13 protein-coding genes are annotated in these 13,246 nt (G+C 68.9%); 6 read left to right on the top strand and 7 right to left on the bottom strand.

Features of this window, described 5'->3' with window-relative positions:
- Positions 1-16: 16 nt before the first annotated feature.
- Together AC6H2I_RS16965 and AC6H2I_RS16960 are read right to left on the bottom strand one after the other, a co-directional pair.
- Positions 17-580 carry an HNH endonuclease gene (locus AC6H2I_RS16965; protein WP_497501856.1) on the bottom strand — a complete coding sequence of 188 codons (564 nt, stop codon included), beginning with the start codon at positions 578-580 and terminating at the stop codon, positions 17-19.
- A gap of 192 nt (positions 581-772) precedes the next feature.
- A complete protein-coding gene (locus tag AC6H2I_RS16960) occupies positions 773-1,444 on the bottom strand; it encodes an alpha/beta hydrolase (protein ID WP_497501855.1) in 672 nt (223 codons plus the stop codon).
- Between the two features lie 120 nt (positions 1,445-1,564).
- On the opposite strand from AC6H2I_RS16960, the gene AC6H2I_RS16955 reads away from it, so the two are divergent.
- Positions 1,565-1,732, top strand: coding sequence for a hypothetical protein (locus tag AC6H2I_RS16955; protein ID WP_497501854.1), 168 nt, complete (start codon positions 1,565-1,567; stop codon positions 1,730-1,732).
- 51 nt (positions 1,733-1,783) lie between these two features.
- Complete coding sequence (gene gluQRS, locus AC6H2I_RS16950; RefSeq protein WP_497501853.1) at positions 1,784-2,629, top strand: tRNA glutamyl-Q(34) synthetase GluQRS; 846 nt, start codon at positions 1,784-1,786, stop codon at positions 2,627-2,629.
- A gap of 89 nt (positions 2,630-2,718) precedes the next feature.
- On the opposite strand, the gene AC6H2I_RS16945 is transcribed toward gluQRS, so the two are convergent.
- Positions 2,719-3,585, bottom strand: coding sequence for an NUDIX hydrolase (locus AC6H2I_RS16945; protein ID WP_497501852.1), 867 nt, complete (start codon positions 3,583-3,585; stop codon positions 2,719-2,721).
- A 150-nt stretch (positions 3,586-3,735) separates the two neighbouring features.
- Here AC6H2I_RS16945 and AC6H2I_RS16940 point away from each other — a divergent pair, with 150 nt between their 5' ends.
- From AC6H2I_RS16940 to AC6H2I_RS16925, 4 genes are all read left to right on the top strand, one after another.
- Positions 3,736-4,128: a response regulator gene (locus tag AC6H2I_RS16940; protein WP_497501851.1), complete on the top strand. Its 393-nt coding sequence runs from the start codon at positions 3,736-3,738 to the stop codon at positions 4,126-4,128.
- Between the two features lie 615 nt (positions 4,129-4,743).
- The gene (locus AC6H2I_RS16935; RefSeq protein ID WP_497501850.1) at positions 4,744-6,690 is read left to right on the top strand and encodes a PrkA family serine protein kinase; all 1,947 of its coding nucleotides are present in this window, start codon (positions 4,744-4,746) and stop codon (positions 6,688-6,690) included.
- A gap of 45 nt (positions 6,691-6,735) precedes the next feature.
- Positions 6,736-8,025, top strand: coding sequence for a YeaH/YhbH family protein (locus AC6H2I_RS16930; RefSeq protein WP_497501849.1), 1,290 nt, complete (start codon positions 6,736-6,738; stop codon positions 8,023-8,025).
- Positions 8,026-8,152: 127 nt separating this feature from the next.
- Entirely contained in the window at positions 8,153-9,709 is a 1,557-nt protein-coding gene (locus AC6H2I_RS16925) for a SpoVR family protein (protein ID WP_497501848.1), read from the top strand.
- A gap of 155 nt (positions 9,710-9,864) precedes the next feature.
- Here the strand turns inward: AC6H2I_RS16925 and AC6H2I_RS16920 are convergent, their stop codons facing one another.
- The 4 genes from AC6H2I_RS16920 to AC6H2I_RS16905 all read right to left on the bottom strand — a co-directional run bounded on the left by AC6H2I_RS16920 (position 9,865) and on the right by AC6H2I_RS16905 (position 13,222).
- A complete protein-coding gene (locus AC6H2I_RS16920) occupies positions 9,865-10,245 on the bottom strand; it encodes a ribbon-helix-helix domain-containing protein (RefSeq protein ID WP_497501847.1) in 381 nt (126 codons plus the stop codon).
- Positions 10,246-10,359: 114 nt separating this feature from the next.
- Positions 10,360-11,076, bottom strand: a complete 717-nt coding sequence (locus AC6H2I_RS16915; RefSeq protein WP_497501846.1) for a Crp/Fnr family transcriptional regulator — start codon at positions 11,074-11,076, stop codon at positions 10,360-10,362.
- Between the two features lie 146 nt (positions 11,077-11,222).
- The gene (locus tag AC6H2I_RS16910; protein ID WP_497501845.1) at positions 11,223-11,960 is read right to left on the bottom strand and encodes a TfuA-like protein; all 738 of its coding nucleotides are present in this window, start codon (positions 11,958-11,960) and stop codon (positions 11,223-11,225) included.
- Positions 11,957-13,222: a YcaO-like family protein gene (locus tag AC6H2I_RS16905; RefSeq protein ID WP_497501844.1), complete on the bottom strand. Its 1,266-nt coding sequence runs from the start codon at positions 13,220-13,222 to the stop codon at positions 11,957-11,959. Before AC6H2I_RS16905 ends, AC6H2I_RS16910 begins: the two co-directional genes overlap by 4 nt.
- Positions 13,223-13,246: the final 24 nt, after the last annotated feature.

Raw genomic sequence — 13,246 nt, 5'->3', positions numbered from 1 at the left:
TCCCCAGAATGTGGGATCAACAGGGCTCCAGTTCGGTATCCCAATAAAGAAAATCCCGCCAACTTTCGTGAAGGAAGTTTGGCGGGAACGCTCGTCCGTGTTCTTGCAGTTCGTAGACCGAAGGCTGGAACGGTGGGGTGAGGGGTATCATCCCGCAGGTGTGGGGCATGCGGTTGCCCTTGAGAAGATTGCACGCCGAACACGAGGTCACCACGTTCTCCCACGTCGTGCGGCCGCCGCGCGAGCGCGGCACCACGTGGTCGAAGGTCAGCTCCTGCGTCGGGAAGCCCTTGCCGCAGTACTGGCAGCTGAAGCGGTCGCGCAGGAATACGTTGAACCGGGTGAAGGCCGGTCGCCGCGTCGCCGGGATGTACTCCTTGAGGGAGATCACGCTGGGCAGGCGGATGGTGAAGTTCGGCGAGCGGACCACGCGGTCGTACTCGGAGACGATGTTGACCCGGTCGAGGAAGACGGCTTTCACCGCCTCCTGCCAGGACCACAGCGACAGCGGGAAATAGCTGAGCGGACGGAAATCCGCGTTCAGCACCAGAGCCGGACAGTGATCGGGTGGTGGAGCCAATGGCCACTCCCTCGCCAAGTTCCGTCCCGACGACCGAAGTCGGGGTCACCGAAATCGTGGTCAATGCACCACATACATAAGCGATTGCCCGTTCGAACTCAACATCTCGTAAGTTCAGGGTTTGAACCACCCCGAAATCTTCATGGTCCCGTAACCTTATGGGCGGGCTTGGCAAAAGCCGGCGGCGCCGTGTCAGGGCGCCAGCACCCGGGACAGAAAGTCGCGGCCCAGCGCCAGGCCGTCGGCGTCGATCGAATGGCCGAGGTCGGGACGGACATGGGCCTCCACCGCCAGCCCGGCGGCGGCGAGCGCCCCTTGCGCGGCCGGCAGCGCCTCCACCGACACCACGTCGTCCCAGTCGCCATGGACCAGCAGCACGGGCGGGCGGGCCACCACCTCGCGGGCGATGTCGCCGGCGTCGGCCAGGGCCCCGGAATAGCCGGCCACCCCGGCCAGGGCGGGGGTGCGCCGGGGCGCCAGGTGGAGCGCCATCATGCAGCCCTGGGAGAAGCCCAGCAGGGCGACCCGCCCGGGGGCGACGCCGTGGGCCGCGATCTGCGCGTCGATGAAGGCGTTGAGGATCGGCGCCGCCCGCCGCACCCCGGCGTCCAGCGCCGGCGGCGAGCGGTCCTGCAGGCTGAACCACTGCCGTCCGTAGGGCGCCATGTCGCAGGGGAACGGCGCATCGGGGGCGACGAAGGCGGCGTGGGGCAGGGCGGGCGCCAGGTGCGGGGCGAGTTCGATGAGATCGGACCCGTCGGCACCGACGCCGTGCAGGAGGACGACGAGGTGGCGGGCCGGACCCCCGGCGGCAGGCGCGACCGCGGGTCCGGACAGGCGGGGCAGGGCGGAGGGCGTGTTCATGTGACAAATGGTGAGCCCCAGGTGTGGGGTCGTGTCAACCGCCTCGATGGTTACGCCGCGTTAACCCGGGTGGCGCGACGCTTCGGCCACGCCCACGGGACGACCGCCATTGAGGACGCCATGACCGCCGCCATCATCGATCTCGCCGCCCGGCGCCGCGACCGCGAGGACGCCCAGCGGCGCCAGCGGATGGACGCCCTGGACCGGGAACTGCGCCGGCGTCTGGCGCTCCTCGCCGAGGACGAGGGGATCCCCTGCGAGCCGCTGCGCGACGCCCCCTATTTCTGACCCGGCGTTTCTTCCGGCACCGCCGCGCGCCGATGGGGTATGAGGGACGGCATGACCGTCGTCACCCGCTTCGCGCCCAGCCCGACCGGGCACCTCCATCTCGGCCACGCCCATTCGGCCCTGTTCGGCTGGCGCGCCGCCGCCGCCGGCGGCCGGTTCCTGCTGCGGATCGAGGACATCGACCCGACCCGTTGCCGCCCGGCCTTCGCGCGGGACCTGGAGGAGGATCTGGCGTGGCTCGGTCTGCGCTGGGAGACACCGGTGCGCCGCCAGTCGGAGCACCTGGCCGACCACCGCGCCGCCCTCGACCGGCTGGCGGCCATGGGCCTGGTCTATCCCTGCTTCTGCACCCGCAAGGACATCGCCGCCGAGGCGGCGCGCGCTGGCCAGGCCCCCCACGGGCCGGACGGGCCGCTCTACCCCGGGACCTGCCGCACCCTGGCGCCGGCGCGGCGCGAGGCGCGCCGGCGCGCCGGGGTGGCCCACGCCCTGCGTCTCGACGTGACCGCCGCGGCCGCGCGGGCCGGTCCGCTGCGCTGGTTCGACCGTGCCCGCGGCTGGCAGCAGGCGACGCCGGAGATGCTCGGCGACGTGGTGCTGGCCCGCAAGGAGACGCCCACCAGCTACCACCTCGCCGTGACCGTCGACGACGCGCTGCAGGGCGTGACCCTGGTCACCCGCGGCGAGGACCTGTTCTTCGCGACCCACCTGCACCGGCTGCTTCAGGCGCTGCTCGATCTGCCCGTGCCCGAGTGGCATCACCACGGGCTGCTGACCGATGCGCGGGGCGACCGGCTGGCCAAGCGCGCGGGCGCCGTGTCGCTGCGCGATCTGAGGGCGGCCGGGCACGCCGCCGCCACGGTGCGGGCCGTGGCCGGGTTTGCCGACGACAGGTGACAGGGCGACAGGTGACAGGGCGACAGGTGACAGGGCGACCGGCGTGAGGGCGACCGGCGTGAGGGCGACCGGCGTGAGGGCGACCGGCGTCAAGGCGGCGGCTGGAAGCCGCGGCGCAGGCCGACCACGAGGTCGATGTAGTCGGGATCGTCCGGCGTCAGATGGCCGTGGCGGATGAGGAAGTCGATCACCGTCAGGTTGACGTTGAACTTCCAGAGATCGGTGTCGCGCACCGAGTCCGCGACCCGCTCCAGGGGCCACAGCTCGAACGCCTCGACCTCGCCGTCGGTGTTGACCGGGACGAACTCGGCGCCGAGTTCGAGGTCGTAGAGGAAGAGCGTGTCCGGCTTGAGCCCGGCCGGAGTCTCCATCATGTAGGAGACGATCCCGACCGGCACGGCGCGGCCGATCAGGTCCGGCGCGATGCCGGCCTCCTCGTGGGCCTCCTTGGCCAGGTTCTCGGCAAGGGTCAGGCCGATCGGCTGGCCGCCGGCGACCAGGTTGTCGAGACGCCCCGGCGACACCGCGCGGTCGCGGGCGCGCCGCCCCACCCAAAGCGAAAGCCCGCCCTCGGGACGCCGCACGAACCCGTTGACATGGATGCCGTAGGACGCGATGCCGAAGGGGGCGACCGCGGCGCGGTCGATGCGCATCAGCGGCCGGTCCCCCCACCGCGCCATCACGGGGTAGTGCTCGCCGCGCAGCCCGGCGATGGTGCCGCGTGCCACCAGGTGCCGCGCGGCGCGGTCGAGAACGGCCGAGCGGGCGTCGAATCCCCGCACCTCCGGCGCCAGGGTGACCTGGCCGGCGCTGGCGACGAAGCCGGGCGCGAGGGTGGGCAGGGCGTCGGCCAGGTCGTGGCCGACCCATCCGATCCGCTGGCCGTCGACGACGAAGGGGCGGTAGGCGGCGAGGTCGGCGGCGTTGGCGGCGCGGACGTGGTCGAGGTATCCCATCACCCCGGTGTACCGCGCGCCGCCGCCGCCGGCAACCCTCCGCTCCGGACGGCCGGGGGCGGTCCGGCCGCCCGGAGCGGGGCCAATACGGTTGCGTAGGGGCGCATGCCCATCGTAAACACGGGGCACGGCTGCGGCGCGGAGAAGGGCATGGCGGGCGCGGATTTCCAGAACCGTTCGGTGCTCGTCATCGAAGACGAGACCTTCACCCGGATGGTCCTGGCGAAGATGCTCGGCAATTTGGGATTCAAGGCGGTGCATCAGGCGCCGGACGGCGAATCCGGGCTGGCGGTGGTGGCCGACCACCGCCCCGACGCGGTGGTCTGCGACGTCGAGATGACGCCGCTCGACGGGCTGGGATTCCTCAGGGCGCTGCGGGCCAGCGCCGACCCCGCGCAGCGGGCCTTGCCGGTGCTGTTCCTGACCAACCGGATCGATCCCAAGGTGGTGGCCGAGGCGACGGCGCTGGGGGCGGACACCTTCATCGTCAAGCCGGCGACCCCCGACGCCCTGCGCGCGCGTCTCGCCGAGCGCCTGGGCTGAGCGCCCTACCCATTCCGTACGCCCCCCGGTGTACGTGGGGGCGGGCGGAGCGCCGCCAATGCGCCACGTTTGGCGGTGTTGGATGCAGACGGGACACACCATGTGGATTTTCAGGGGCGGACTCCGGTGGAACGGGCCAACCTGAAGTGAGTTATTAATCATTCATGACCAAGCTGTAGACAGCCGCCCGCGCCGAAGCACCACGGCCGTGCGGGAACAGCTCTGGAGGAAGATGGCGTGACGATTGGCGCCGAACCCGTCCCAACGGAGCGGCACCCGGAGAGGTCTCCCGGTGCCGGTGTGGCGCACCTGCACAAATCGTCCGGCCTTCCCCTCCCATCCGCCCCCCCGCTGACCGGGGCGCGGCAAGCGCACAATCGAATTCCGCCGCCTGGAAAGCCCCAACTGAAGCATTACATTCAGATTCAACGGTCTTGCCGGAGCGCCACGCGATGGGCGCCCGTCAGCTTGGAATCGCTGGGCTTGGATGGCGAGCGGGAGGGGCACGGGCTCCGGCCCACGGCCTCCCCCCATGAACTGCGGCGTTCGCCGCCTGACGACCGACCGCCGTGCAGGCAGCGCCGATGGATGAGACCTATGAATACGGAGTGAGGAATGTTCCCGGCCGACGAACTGTTCACTCGATATGCGCAGGCTTACGAGGGCCGCCGCGAGGCGGAGCTGACCCTCACCGAATACCTCGAGGGGTGCCGCAACGACCCCATGATGTACGCGTCCGCCCCCGAGCGCATCCTGTCTGCGATCGGCGAGCCGGAGGTGGTGGACTCCTCCAAGGATCCCCGTCAGGGCCGGATCTTTATGAACCGGACCATCAAGGTCTACCCCGCCTTCGCCGACTTCTACGGCATGGAGGAGACGATCGAACGGATCGTCGGATTCTTCCGCCATGCCGCCCAGGGGCTGGAGGAGCGCAAGCAGATCCTCTACCTGCTGGGCCCGGTCGGCGGCGGCAAATCCTCGCTGGCCGAGCGGCTGAAGACGCTCATGGAGAAATGCCCGGTCTACGTGTTGAAGGCGGGGAAGGAGATCTCGCCGGTGTTCGAGAGCCCGCTCGGCCTCTTCAACCCGGACGAGATGGGCGAGATGATCGAGGACCGCTACGGCGTTCCGCAGCGCCGCCTCACCGGCCTGATGAGCCCGTGGGCGATTAAGCGTCTCGACGAGTTCGGCGGCGACATCTCCCGGTTCCGCGTCGTCAAGGTGCATCCCTCCAAGCTGCGCCAGATCTGCGTCACCAAGACCGAGCCGGGTGACGAGAACAACCAGGACATCTCCTCGCTGGTCGGCAAGGTCGACATCCGTAAGCTGGAAATGTTCAGCCAGAACGATCCCGACGCCTACAGCTTCTCCGGCGGCCTGAACCGGGCCTCGCAGGGCATTATGGAATTCGTCGAGATGTTCAAGGCGCCGATCAAGATGCTCCACCCCCTGCTGACCGCGACGCAGGAGGGCAACTACGTCGGCTCGGAGAACATCGGCGCCATCCCCTTCCAGGGCATCATCCTCGCCCACTCCAACGAATCGGAGTGGCAGACCTTCAAGAACAACAAGAACAACGAAGCCTTCATCGACCGCATCTGCGTCATCAAGGTGCCCTACTGCCTGCGGGTCACCGAGGAGCAGAACATCTACGACAAGCTGATCTCCGGCTCGGACCTGTCGCAGGCGCCGTGCGCCCCCGCCACCTTGGAGATGATGGCGCGCTTCTCGGTGTTGTCGCGGCTGCGCGAACACCCCAACAGCAGCCTCTATTCCAAGATGCGGGTCTACGACGGCGAGAGCCTGAAGGAGACCGACCCCAAGGCCAAGTCGATGCAGGAGTACCGCGACCAGGCCGGGGTCGACGAGGGCATGGACGGCATCTCCACGCGCTTCGCGTTCAAGGTGCTGGCGGCCACCTTCAACTACGACAGCAACGAGATCGCCGCCGATCCCGTGCACCTGATGTACATGCTGGAGCAGTCGATCAAGCGCGAGCAGTTTCCCGACGAGACGGAAAAAAAGTACATCGAGTTCATCAAGGCCGAACTGGGGCCGCGCTATGCCGAGTTCATCGGCAACGAAATCCAGAAGGCCTACTTGGAATCGTACCACGACTATGGACAGAATCTGTTCGACCGCTACGTCGACTACGCCGATGCGTGGATCGAGGACCAGGACTTCAAGGACGCAGACACCGGCCAGCTGCTCAACCGCGAGCTGCTGAACCAGGAGCTGACCAAGATCGAGAAGCCGGCGGGCATCGCCAACCCCAAGGATTTCCGCAACGAGGTCGTCAAGTTCGCGCTGCGCGCCAAGGCGGCCAACCAGGGCCGCAACCCGTCCTGGACCTCGTACGAGAAAATCCGTGAGGTCATCGAGAAGCGGATGTTCTCCCAGGTGGAGGACCTGTTGCCGGTCATCTCGTTCGGGTCCAAGAAGGACAGCGAGTCGGAGAAGAAGCACACTGAATTCGTCTCCCGCATGATGACGCGCGGCTACACCGAGCGTCAGGTCCGCCGGCTGGTGGAATGGTACATGCGGGTGAAGCAGGCCGGGTAAGCGCAGCAGGGACTCACAGCAACGGAAGGCGAGGGCTTCCCATTGATGAACATCATCGACCGCCGCCTGAACCCGCAAGGCAAGAGCCTGGCGAACCGCCAGCGCTTCCTGCGCCGCGCCAAGGAGCAGGTCGTCAAGGCGGTGCGCGACGCGTCGAGCAAGCGTGGCATCCAGGACATCGAGAACGGCGACAAGATCTCCATCTCGACCGGGGGCGTCCGGGAGCCCTCCCTTCATCGCGCCGGGTCGGGCGGGGTGCGCGACTACGTCGTTCCCGGCAACCACGAGTATGTGGAGGGGGACACCATCGCCCGCCCCGAGGAGGGGGGCGGCCGCGGCCGCGAGGGCAGCCCGGACGGGGACGGCGAGGACGATTTCCGCTTCGTCCTGTCGCGCGAGGAGTTCCTCGACATCTTCCTGGAGGATCTCGAACTCCCCGACCTGGTGAAGCAGAAGGTCAAGCAGTCGGAGTCGTTCTCGCTGACGCGCGCCGGCTATTCGGTCTCGGGGTCGCCGTCCAACCTCAATCTGGTGCGCACCATGCGCAACAGCCTGTCACGGCGCATCGCGTTGCGGCGGCCCAAGCCCGACGAGCTGCTGGCCCTGGCGCGCGAGCTGGAGGAGGCGGAGGCGCGCGGCGACGATCCCGAACGGCTGCAGGAGTTGCGCGCCGGGCTGGAGCGCCATCACATGCGGGCGCGGCGCATCCCGTTCATCGATCCCATCGACGTCCGCTACAACCGCTTCGAATCCGTCCCGAAACCCATCGCCCAGGCCGTCATGTTCTGTCTGATGGATGTCTCGGGTTCGATGACCGAGCACATGAAGGACCTGGCGAAGCGGTTTTTCATGCTGCTGTACCTGTTCCTCAAGCGGCGGTACCGTTCGGTCGACATCGTCTTCATCCGCCACACCCACGAGGCCAAGGAGGTGGACGAGGACACCTTCTTCTACTCCACGGAAACCGGCGGCACGGTCGTGTCGACGGCCCTGGAGGAGATGCAGCGGGTGGTGCGCGAGCGCTACCCCGACGGGGAATGGAACATCTACGCGGCCCAGGCCTCCGACGGCGACAACATGTCCTCCGACAACGCCCGCTCGGCGGCCATGCTGCGCGACGGCATCCTGCCGCTGTGCCAGTACTTCGCCTACATCGAGGTGGCGGCGGAGCACAACATGGGCCTGTCGGCGCTGGGCCGGGAGACCGAGCTGTGGCGCACCTACAAGCTGGTGCAGCGCCCGGACCTGCCGCTGGCGATGCGCCGCGTGCGCTCGCGCCGCGAGATCTTCCCGGTGTTCCGCGAGCTGTTCGCCCGCGAGAAGGCCGGAGCCTGATCCGGCCGCCGCCCGCGGGCTGCGGCCGCGTCTCACCCCATGCCCGGGGCGGCATCCCCGGGCGCGCTGGACTGTGCGGTGGCGGCGGACGCCTGCCGTCCGACCCCGCCGATCTGAGGGAGAGCACATGACGACCGCTGTCATCAGCCGACCGGAAGGCCCCCTCTACGAGGGCGCGGATTGGGACTACGACAAGGTCCGGCGGGTCTACGACGCCATCGAGGGCGTCGCCGTGAACGAATTGGGGCTCGACACCTATCCCAACCAGATCGAGGTGATCACCGCCGAGCAGATGCTCGACGCCTATTCCTCGATCGGCATGCCCCTGATGTACAAGCACTGGTCCTTCGGCAAGCACTTCGCGCGCGACGAACTGCTCTACCGCAAGGGCATGCGCGGCCTTGCCTACGAGATCGTCATCAACTCCAGCCCCTGCATCAGCTACATCATGGAAGAGAACACCATGACGATGCAGACCCTGGTGATCGCCCATGCGGCGTTCGGGCACAACCATTTCTTCAAGAACAACCAGCTGTTCCAGCAGTGGACGGACGCCCGGGGCATTCTCGATTACCTGGAGTTTGCCAAGGCCTACATATCCCAGTGCGAGGAACGCTATGGCCTGGCGGCGGTGGAGCGCGTGCTGGACGCGGCCCACGCGGTGATGTCCCAGGGCGTGCACAAGTACCCCAAGAAGCGGCCGCTCGACCTGTCGGCCGAGCGGCGGCGCCAGCGCGAGCGACAGGAATACGAGGAGCAGACCTTCAACGACCTCTGGCGCACCGTGCCGAAGCCCAACGCCGGCCGCCAGGGGTCCCGCACCGTCAGCGAGCGCAAGAAGCTGCTCGGCCTGCCGGAGGAAAATCTTCTCTACTTCCTCGAGAAGAAGGCGCCGCGGCTGGAGCATTGGCAGCGCGAGCTGCTCCGCATCGTCCGCCACATGGCCCAGTATTTCTACCCGCAGAAGCAGACCAAGCTGATGAACGAGGGCTGTGCCACCTTCACCCACTACACCATCATGAACCGGCTGTACGAACGGGGGCAGATCACCGAAGGGGCGATGCTGGAGTTCCTGCACTCCCACACGTCGGTGGTGTTCCAGCCGGAGTTCGACGACCCGCGCTTCTCCGGCATCAACCCCTACGCGCTGGGGTTCGCGATGATGCAGGACATCCATCGCATGGCCGAGACCCCGACGGAGGAGGACCGCTACTGGTTCCCCGATCTGGCCGGCCGCGGCGACGGGTTCGGGGCGGTTCGCGAGGCCTGGGCCAACTACCGGGACGAGAGCTTCGTCCTGCAGTATCTGAGCCCCGCCCTGATCCGCAAACACAAGCTGTTCTCGGTGCGCGACGATTCCGAGGACCCCTACCTGCTGGTCGAGAACATCCACAACGAGCGCGGCTACCGCAACCTGCGGCGCCTCCTCGCCCGCCAGTACGATCTGGCCTACCTGGAGCCGGACATCCAGATCGTCGACGTCGACCTGGCCGGCGACCGCAAGCTGATCCTGCACCACCGCGTCACCAATGGGGTGCTGCTCGACGAAGGGGACGCCAAGGCGGTGTTGCGCCACGTGGCCAACCTCTGGGGCTACGAAGTGCAACTGATCGAGGTGTCCGCGGCGTCCGAGGCCATCCTCAAAGAGCACGCGGTGACGGCGCCGACGGCGCTGATGGTCTAGGGCAGGCAGGGGGCGCGGCGCGCGGCCGCCGTGTCACACCCGCAGGCGCGCACCGCGTCGCCAGGCGGGTGGCGTGTCACACCGGATCGTCCGGCGGCTGGGCCTGTGCGGCGGTTCCGTGCGCCGGCCCCGTCCGGCCGGCGGCGCACCGCGCTTCAGCGCGGCGTGTCGCCCGAGCCGCGGGCGCTGTCGAACGGCGTGCTGACGAAGGGATCGCCGCGGCCGTGGCCGGCGTGGACGTGCCCCTTGTCGGTGGCCGCCTGGCGGAAGTAGCCGACGACGAACACCCGCACGGCGTTGGCGACCGACACCACCGCGGGGGAGGCGGCGTGGCCGTCCAGACGCTCCTTCAGCTCGCTGCAGAGGTCGTCGATGTCACGGCCTTCACGCCGGCCGATCTCCTCCAGCGCCTCCCAGTAGGAGGGCTCCAGCCGCACCTGCGTGCGATGGCCGCCGATCATCACCCCGCGGCTGACCAGCGGGCTCACCCCCTGCGGACTGGTGGTGCCGAGCCCCCGCGAGTTCTTTTCAACCATCGGTCCCATTTTCCCTGTCTGGTGCTTCCCTGGCATGTCGCTACCCGTGCCTGCGTACACTATAACGCGATTGAAGGCGAGTTTGGGAATGAAACTTTTTGAAGCACCCCCTTGTCACTCCTGCGAGGTATCCCCTGCCATGTCCCGCAGCAACGACAGATCGTTCAACACAATGAATCCTTTCGTGTATGTGATTGCATTCGATTTTTTTAGGGCTTTTAGGCTCTTGTTGATCATTTCGCGGGTCACGCCCAGCATGTTCGCCAGTCCCTCCTGGGAGATCGGCTGGCCGATGCGCAGCCCGCCGTCCTTCAGCGGCTGCCCGTAGGTTTCGGCAAGCTGCAGCAGGCGTTTGGCGAGGCGGCGCGGCACGTCGAGGAAGACCGCGTCCTCGATGTTCTCGCTGACCCAGCGCAGCCGCTCGCACAGCACCTGCATCATCCGCACGGCGAGCGGCGGGTGGCGTTCGAGGAAGGGGATGAAGGCGCTCCGGTCGAGGCGGAACAGCTCCGAGCGCTGCTGCGCGGTGGCCCCGGCGGTGCGCTCGCGGCCGTCGATGAGGGCGATCTCCCCCAGCACGTCGCCGGCGTCGAGGATGTTGAGCATCATCATCTTGCCGTCGGCCGACGACGTGTGGATGCCGATCTGGCCTTTGAGGATGGCGAACAGGCAGTCGCCGGGATCGCCCTTGCTGAAGATCGGGGCGCGCGCGTCGAACCGTTGCAACCGGCCGAGCCCGACCAGTTCCGCCATCTCGGCGTCGGACAGCTCGCTCAGCAGCCGGTTGCGCCGGAGCACGGCGGCGACGCCGTCCAGATTGCCCGCCGGCACTGGTCCCCGCACGCCCGCGCCCCCCCGTTCGTTCCCCCCTGGCGAGTGTAGATCACGGTGGCGCACCGGCGCGCAGGGAAACGCGGCGCACGGTGGAATTCACCGCACGCCGTGCCCCCGGAGGGCCGCCCCGGCCGGCGTCGGCGTCAGGCCGCCAGCGCCTCGCGCGCGGCGCGGTCCCACAGGGCGGTCTTCTCGAAATGGAAGCGGACCGGCGGGGCGATCGGGCTGGCGGTGGCCCACGCCCGCATGGCGCGCAGCATCTGCCGGGCGTCGTCGCGTTTCTGGTCGAAGCGGCCGTCCGGCAGCCAGGCCGCGAAACGGGCGAGATCCGCGGCGTCCACGTGAAGCTCGCCGGCCAGCCGCAGCACCCGCCCGAAGCCGCGCTCGCGGTAGGGCAGGTCCTTGGCGATGTCCTCCAGGGCCCGGGCGGTGCCCGGCGCGATGACGGCGGCCGCGGCGGCGTCGGCCAGGGTTCGGCGGATGTTGACCATCGCCTCCGACAGGACGGGATAGCCCAGCTCCGCCGGGCCATGGATCACGGCGACCTCGTCGTCGTCCTCCAGCCGGCCGTCGCGGTAGGCCTCGAACACGGCGCCGACGCCGACCATGCCGAAGGGGTGCAGTTCCGCGGCGCGCAGCGCGCCCATGCTGGCGGCGCCGAACACGGCGACGCCCTGCTCCAGGGCGAACAGGATCTCCTTGTGCCAGACCGCCGGCACGCACTCGAAGAAGCCGTCGACGATGCCGATGGCGGCCGGCCTGTGCTGGCGCACGAGGCGAACGACGTCGCCCTGGGCCACCGGGGGCAGGAAGGTGGCGTCCAGCTCCCGCGCGGCGTCGCCGCGCGGGATCGACGGGCCGATGAAGACGAAGATGCTCATGCCGTTGCCTCCGCCCGGGCGGCGGCCGTCCGGCCGCGCTCGCCGAGAAGGTAGTCGGGGGAATCGTCGATGCCCTCGAGGCCGGGGATGACCACCCGGACCACCGGGATGCCGAACTCCGGCTTGGTGAGGTCGACGGCCACCACCTCGTCGATGCCGGCACGGCGCAGCCGGGCCAGCAGATCCTGCAGGTCCTCCTCCACCGTGCGGGCCGATGCGGTGGGGCACAGGGCAAAGTCGCATCCACCGTCGGCGGCGCGGATGCGGGCCTTCCAGCGGGCCACCGCGGCCGGATCGAGGTGGCGCAGGTACTCGCCGCGGGGCATGTCGTCGCGGGCGCCGGAGATGAAGGTGAGGCGGCTCTGCGCCGCCTCGGTCAGCGCCCGTGACAGCGCCACCTCGCGGGCCGGGTGGCAGCCCATGCCGGAAGCCGGCCGGATGGCGTGGTGGGGCGCGTCGTCGCGCCCGACGATCCGGCACAGGAACGCCGGCACGCCGATGTCGCTGGTCAGGTCCCACACCGCGGCGTCGACGCCGGCCTGGGCGAAGCGCTCCAGCATGCCGCGGCAGAGCGGGTCGGTGACGCTGGCGGGGTCGATCCGGGTCGCCTCCTGGGCGGCGGGGGTGCGCAGGTGCCACAGGGTGGCGGCGTCGCGCTCCACCAGCTCGCCGATGGCGTGGCTGATGGCTTCCAGGGGATGGTTGCCCGACGCCAGCCCGTTCGACCCGGCGATGAAGGCGCCGGAGCCCGGCGGCAGCGGCAGCGTGAAATTCAGGTGCACCGTCTCGAACGGCACCCAGGTCGGCTCGCCGCCCAGCAACTCCGTGCCTTCGATCCACAGGGTCGGCGCGTGTGGCGAGAACGTGCTGGTCGCCAGGCGGGGCAGGCGGGTCACGTCGACCACCCGGTGGGTCCAGCGCAGCTCCTCGTAGGACGCGTATTTGACGGGGAGCGTGATCCGTTCGGCGTGGTAGGATTCGATCGATTCCATCACCCCCGACGCCTTGGCGGCGGCCAGGGTCGCGCCCTTTCCCTGGGACACGGAGATGGAGCGGGCGTTCGGCCGCGTCACCATCACGACGGGGATGCCGACGGTGTCCAGCCCGGTGACGTTGGCGACCCGGGTGATTCCCATGACCGGCAGGAACGGGGTGACGCGGGCCAGCGTGTCTTCCGGTGCGACGATGCGATGGGTGCCGGCGGTGTGGGCCTTGCGGGTGTCGACTCCCGGGCTCCGGGCGGAACGTTCATCGAACGGCATCGCGGTTCACTCGGCGCTGGGGCG

The organism is Azospirillum sp. NS33, from assembly GCF_059703765.1.
This window is presented reverse-complemented; position numbering and strand designations above follow the sequence as displayed.

Excerpts from the sequence above, each read along its gene's own strand:
- AC6H2I_RS16920 (WP_497501847.1), bottom strand. The coding sequence starts at position 10,245 with ATGGTTGAAAAGAACTCGCGGGGGCTCGGCACCACCAGTCCGCAGGGG.
- AC6H2I_RS16960 (WP_497501855.1), bottom strand. The coding sequence starts at position 1,444 with ATGAACACGCCCTCCGCCCTGCCCCGCCTGTCCGGACCCGCGGTCGCG.
- AC6H2I_RS16955 (WP_497501854.1), top strand. The coding sequence starts at position 1,565 with ATGACCGCCGCCATCATCGATCTCGCCGCCCGGCGCCGCGACCGCGAG.
- AC6H2I_RS16945 (WP_497501852.1), bottom strand. The coding sequence starts at position 3,585 with ATGGGATACCTCGACCACGTCCGCGCCGCCAACGCCGCCGACCTCGCC.
- AC6H2I_RS16930 (WP_497501849.1), top strand. The coding sequence starts at position 6,736 with ATGAACATCATCGACCGCCGCCTGAACCCGCAAGGCAAGAGCCTGGCG.
- AC6H2I_RS16925 (WP_497501848.1), top strand. The coding sequence starts at position 8,153 with ATGACGACCGCTGTCATCAGCCGACCGGAAGGCCCCCTCTACGAGGGC.
- gluQRS (WP_497501853.1), top strand. The coding sequence starts at position 1,784 with ATGACCGTCGTCACCCGCTTCGCGCCCAGCCCGACCGGGCACCTCCAT.
- AC6H2I_RS16905 (WP_497501844.1), bottom strand. The coding sequence starts at position 13,222 with ATGCCGTTCGATGAACGTTCCGCCCGGAGCCCGGGAGTCGACACCCGC.
- AC6H2I_RS16940 (WP_497501851.1), top strand. The coding sequence starts at position 3,736 with ATGGCGGGCGCGGATTTCCAGAACCGTTCGGTGCTCGTCATCGAAGAC.
- AC6H2I_RS16935 (WP_497501850.1), top strand. The coding sequence starts at position 4,744 with ATGTTCCCGGCCGACGAACTGTTCACTCGATATGCGCAGGCTTACGAG.
- AC6H2I_RS16910 (WP_497501845.1), bottom strand. The coding sequence starts at position 11,960 with ATGAGCATCTTCGTCTTCATCGGCCCGTCGATCCCGCGCGGCGACGCC.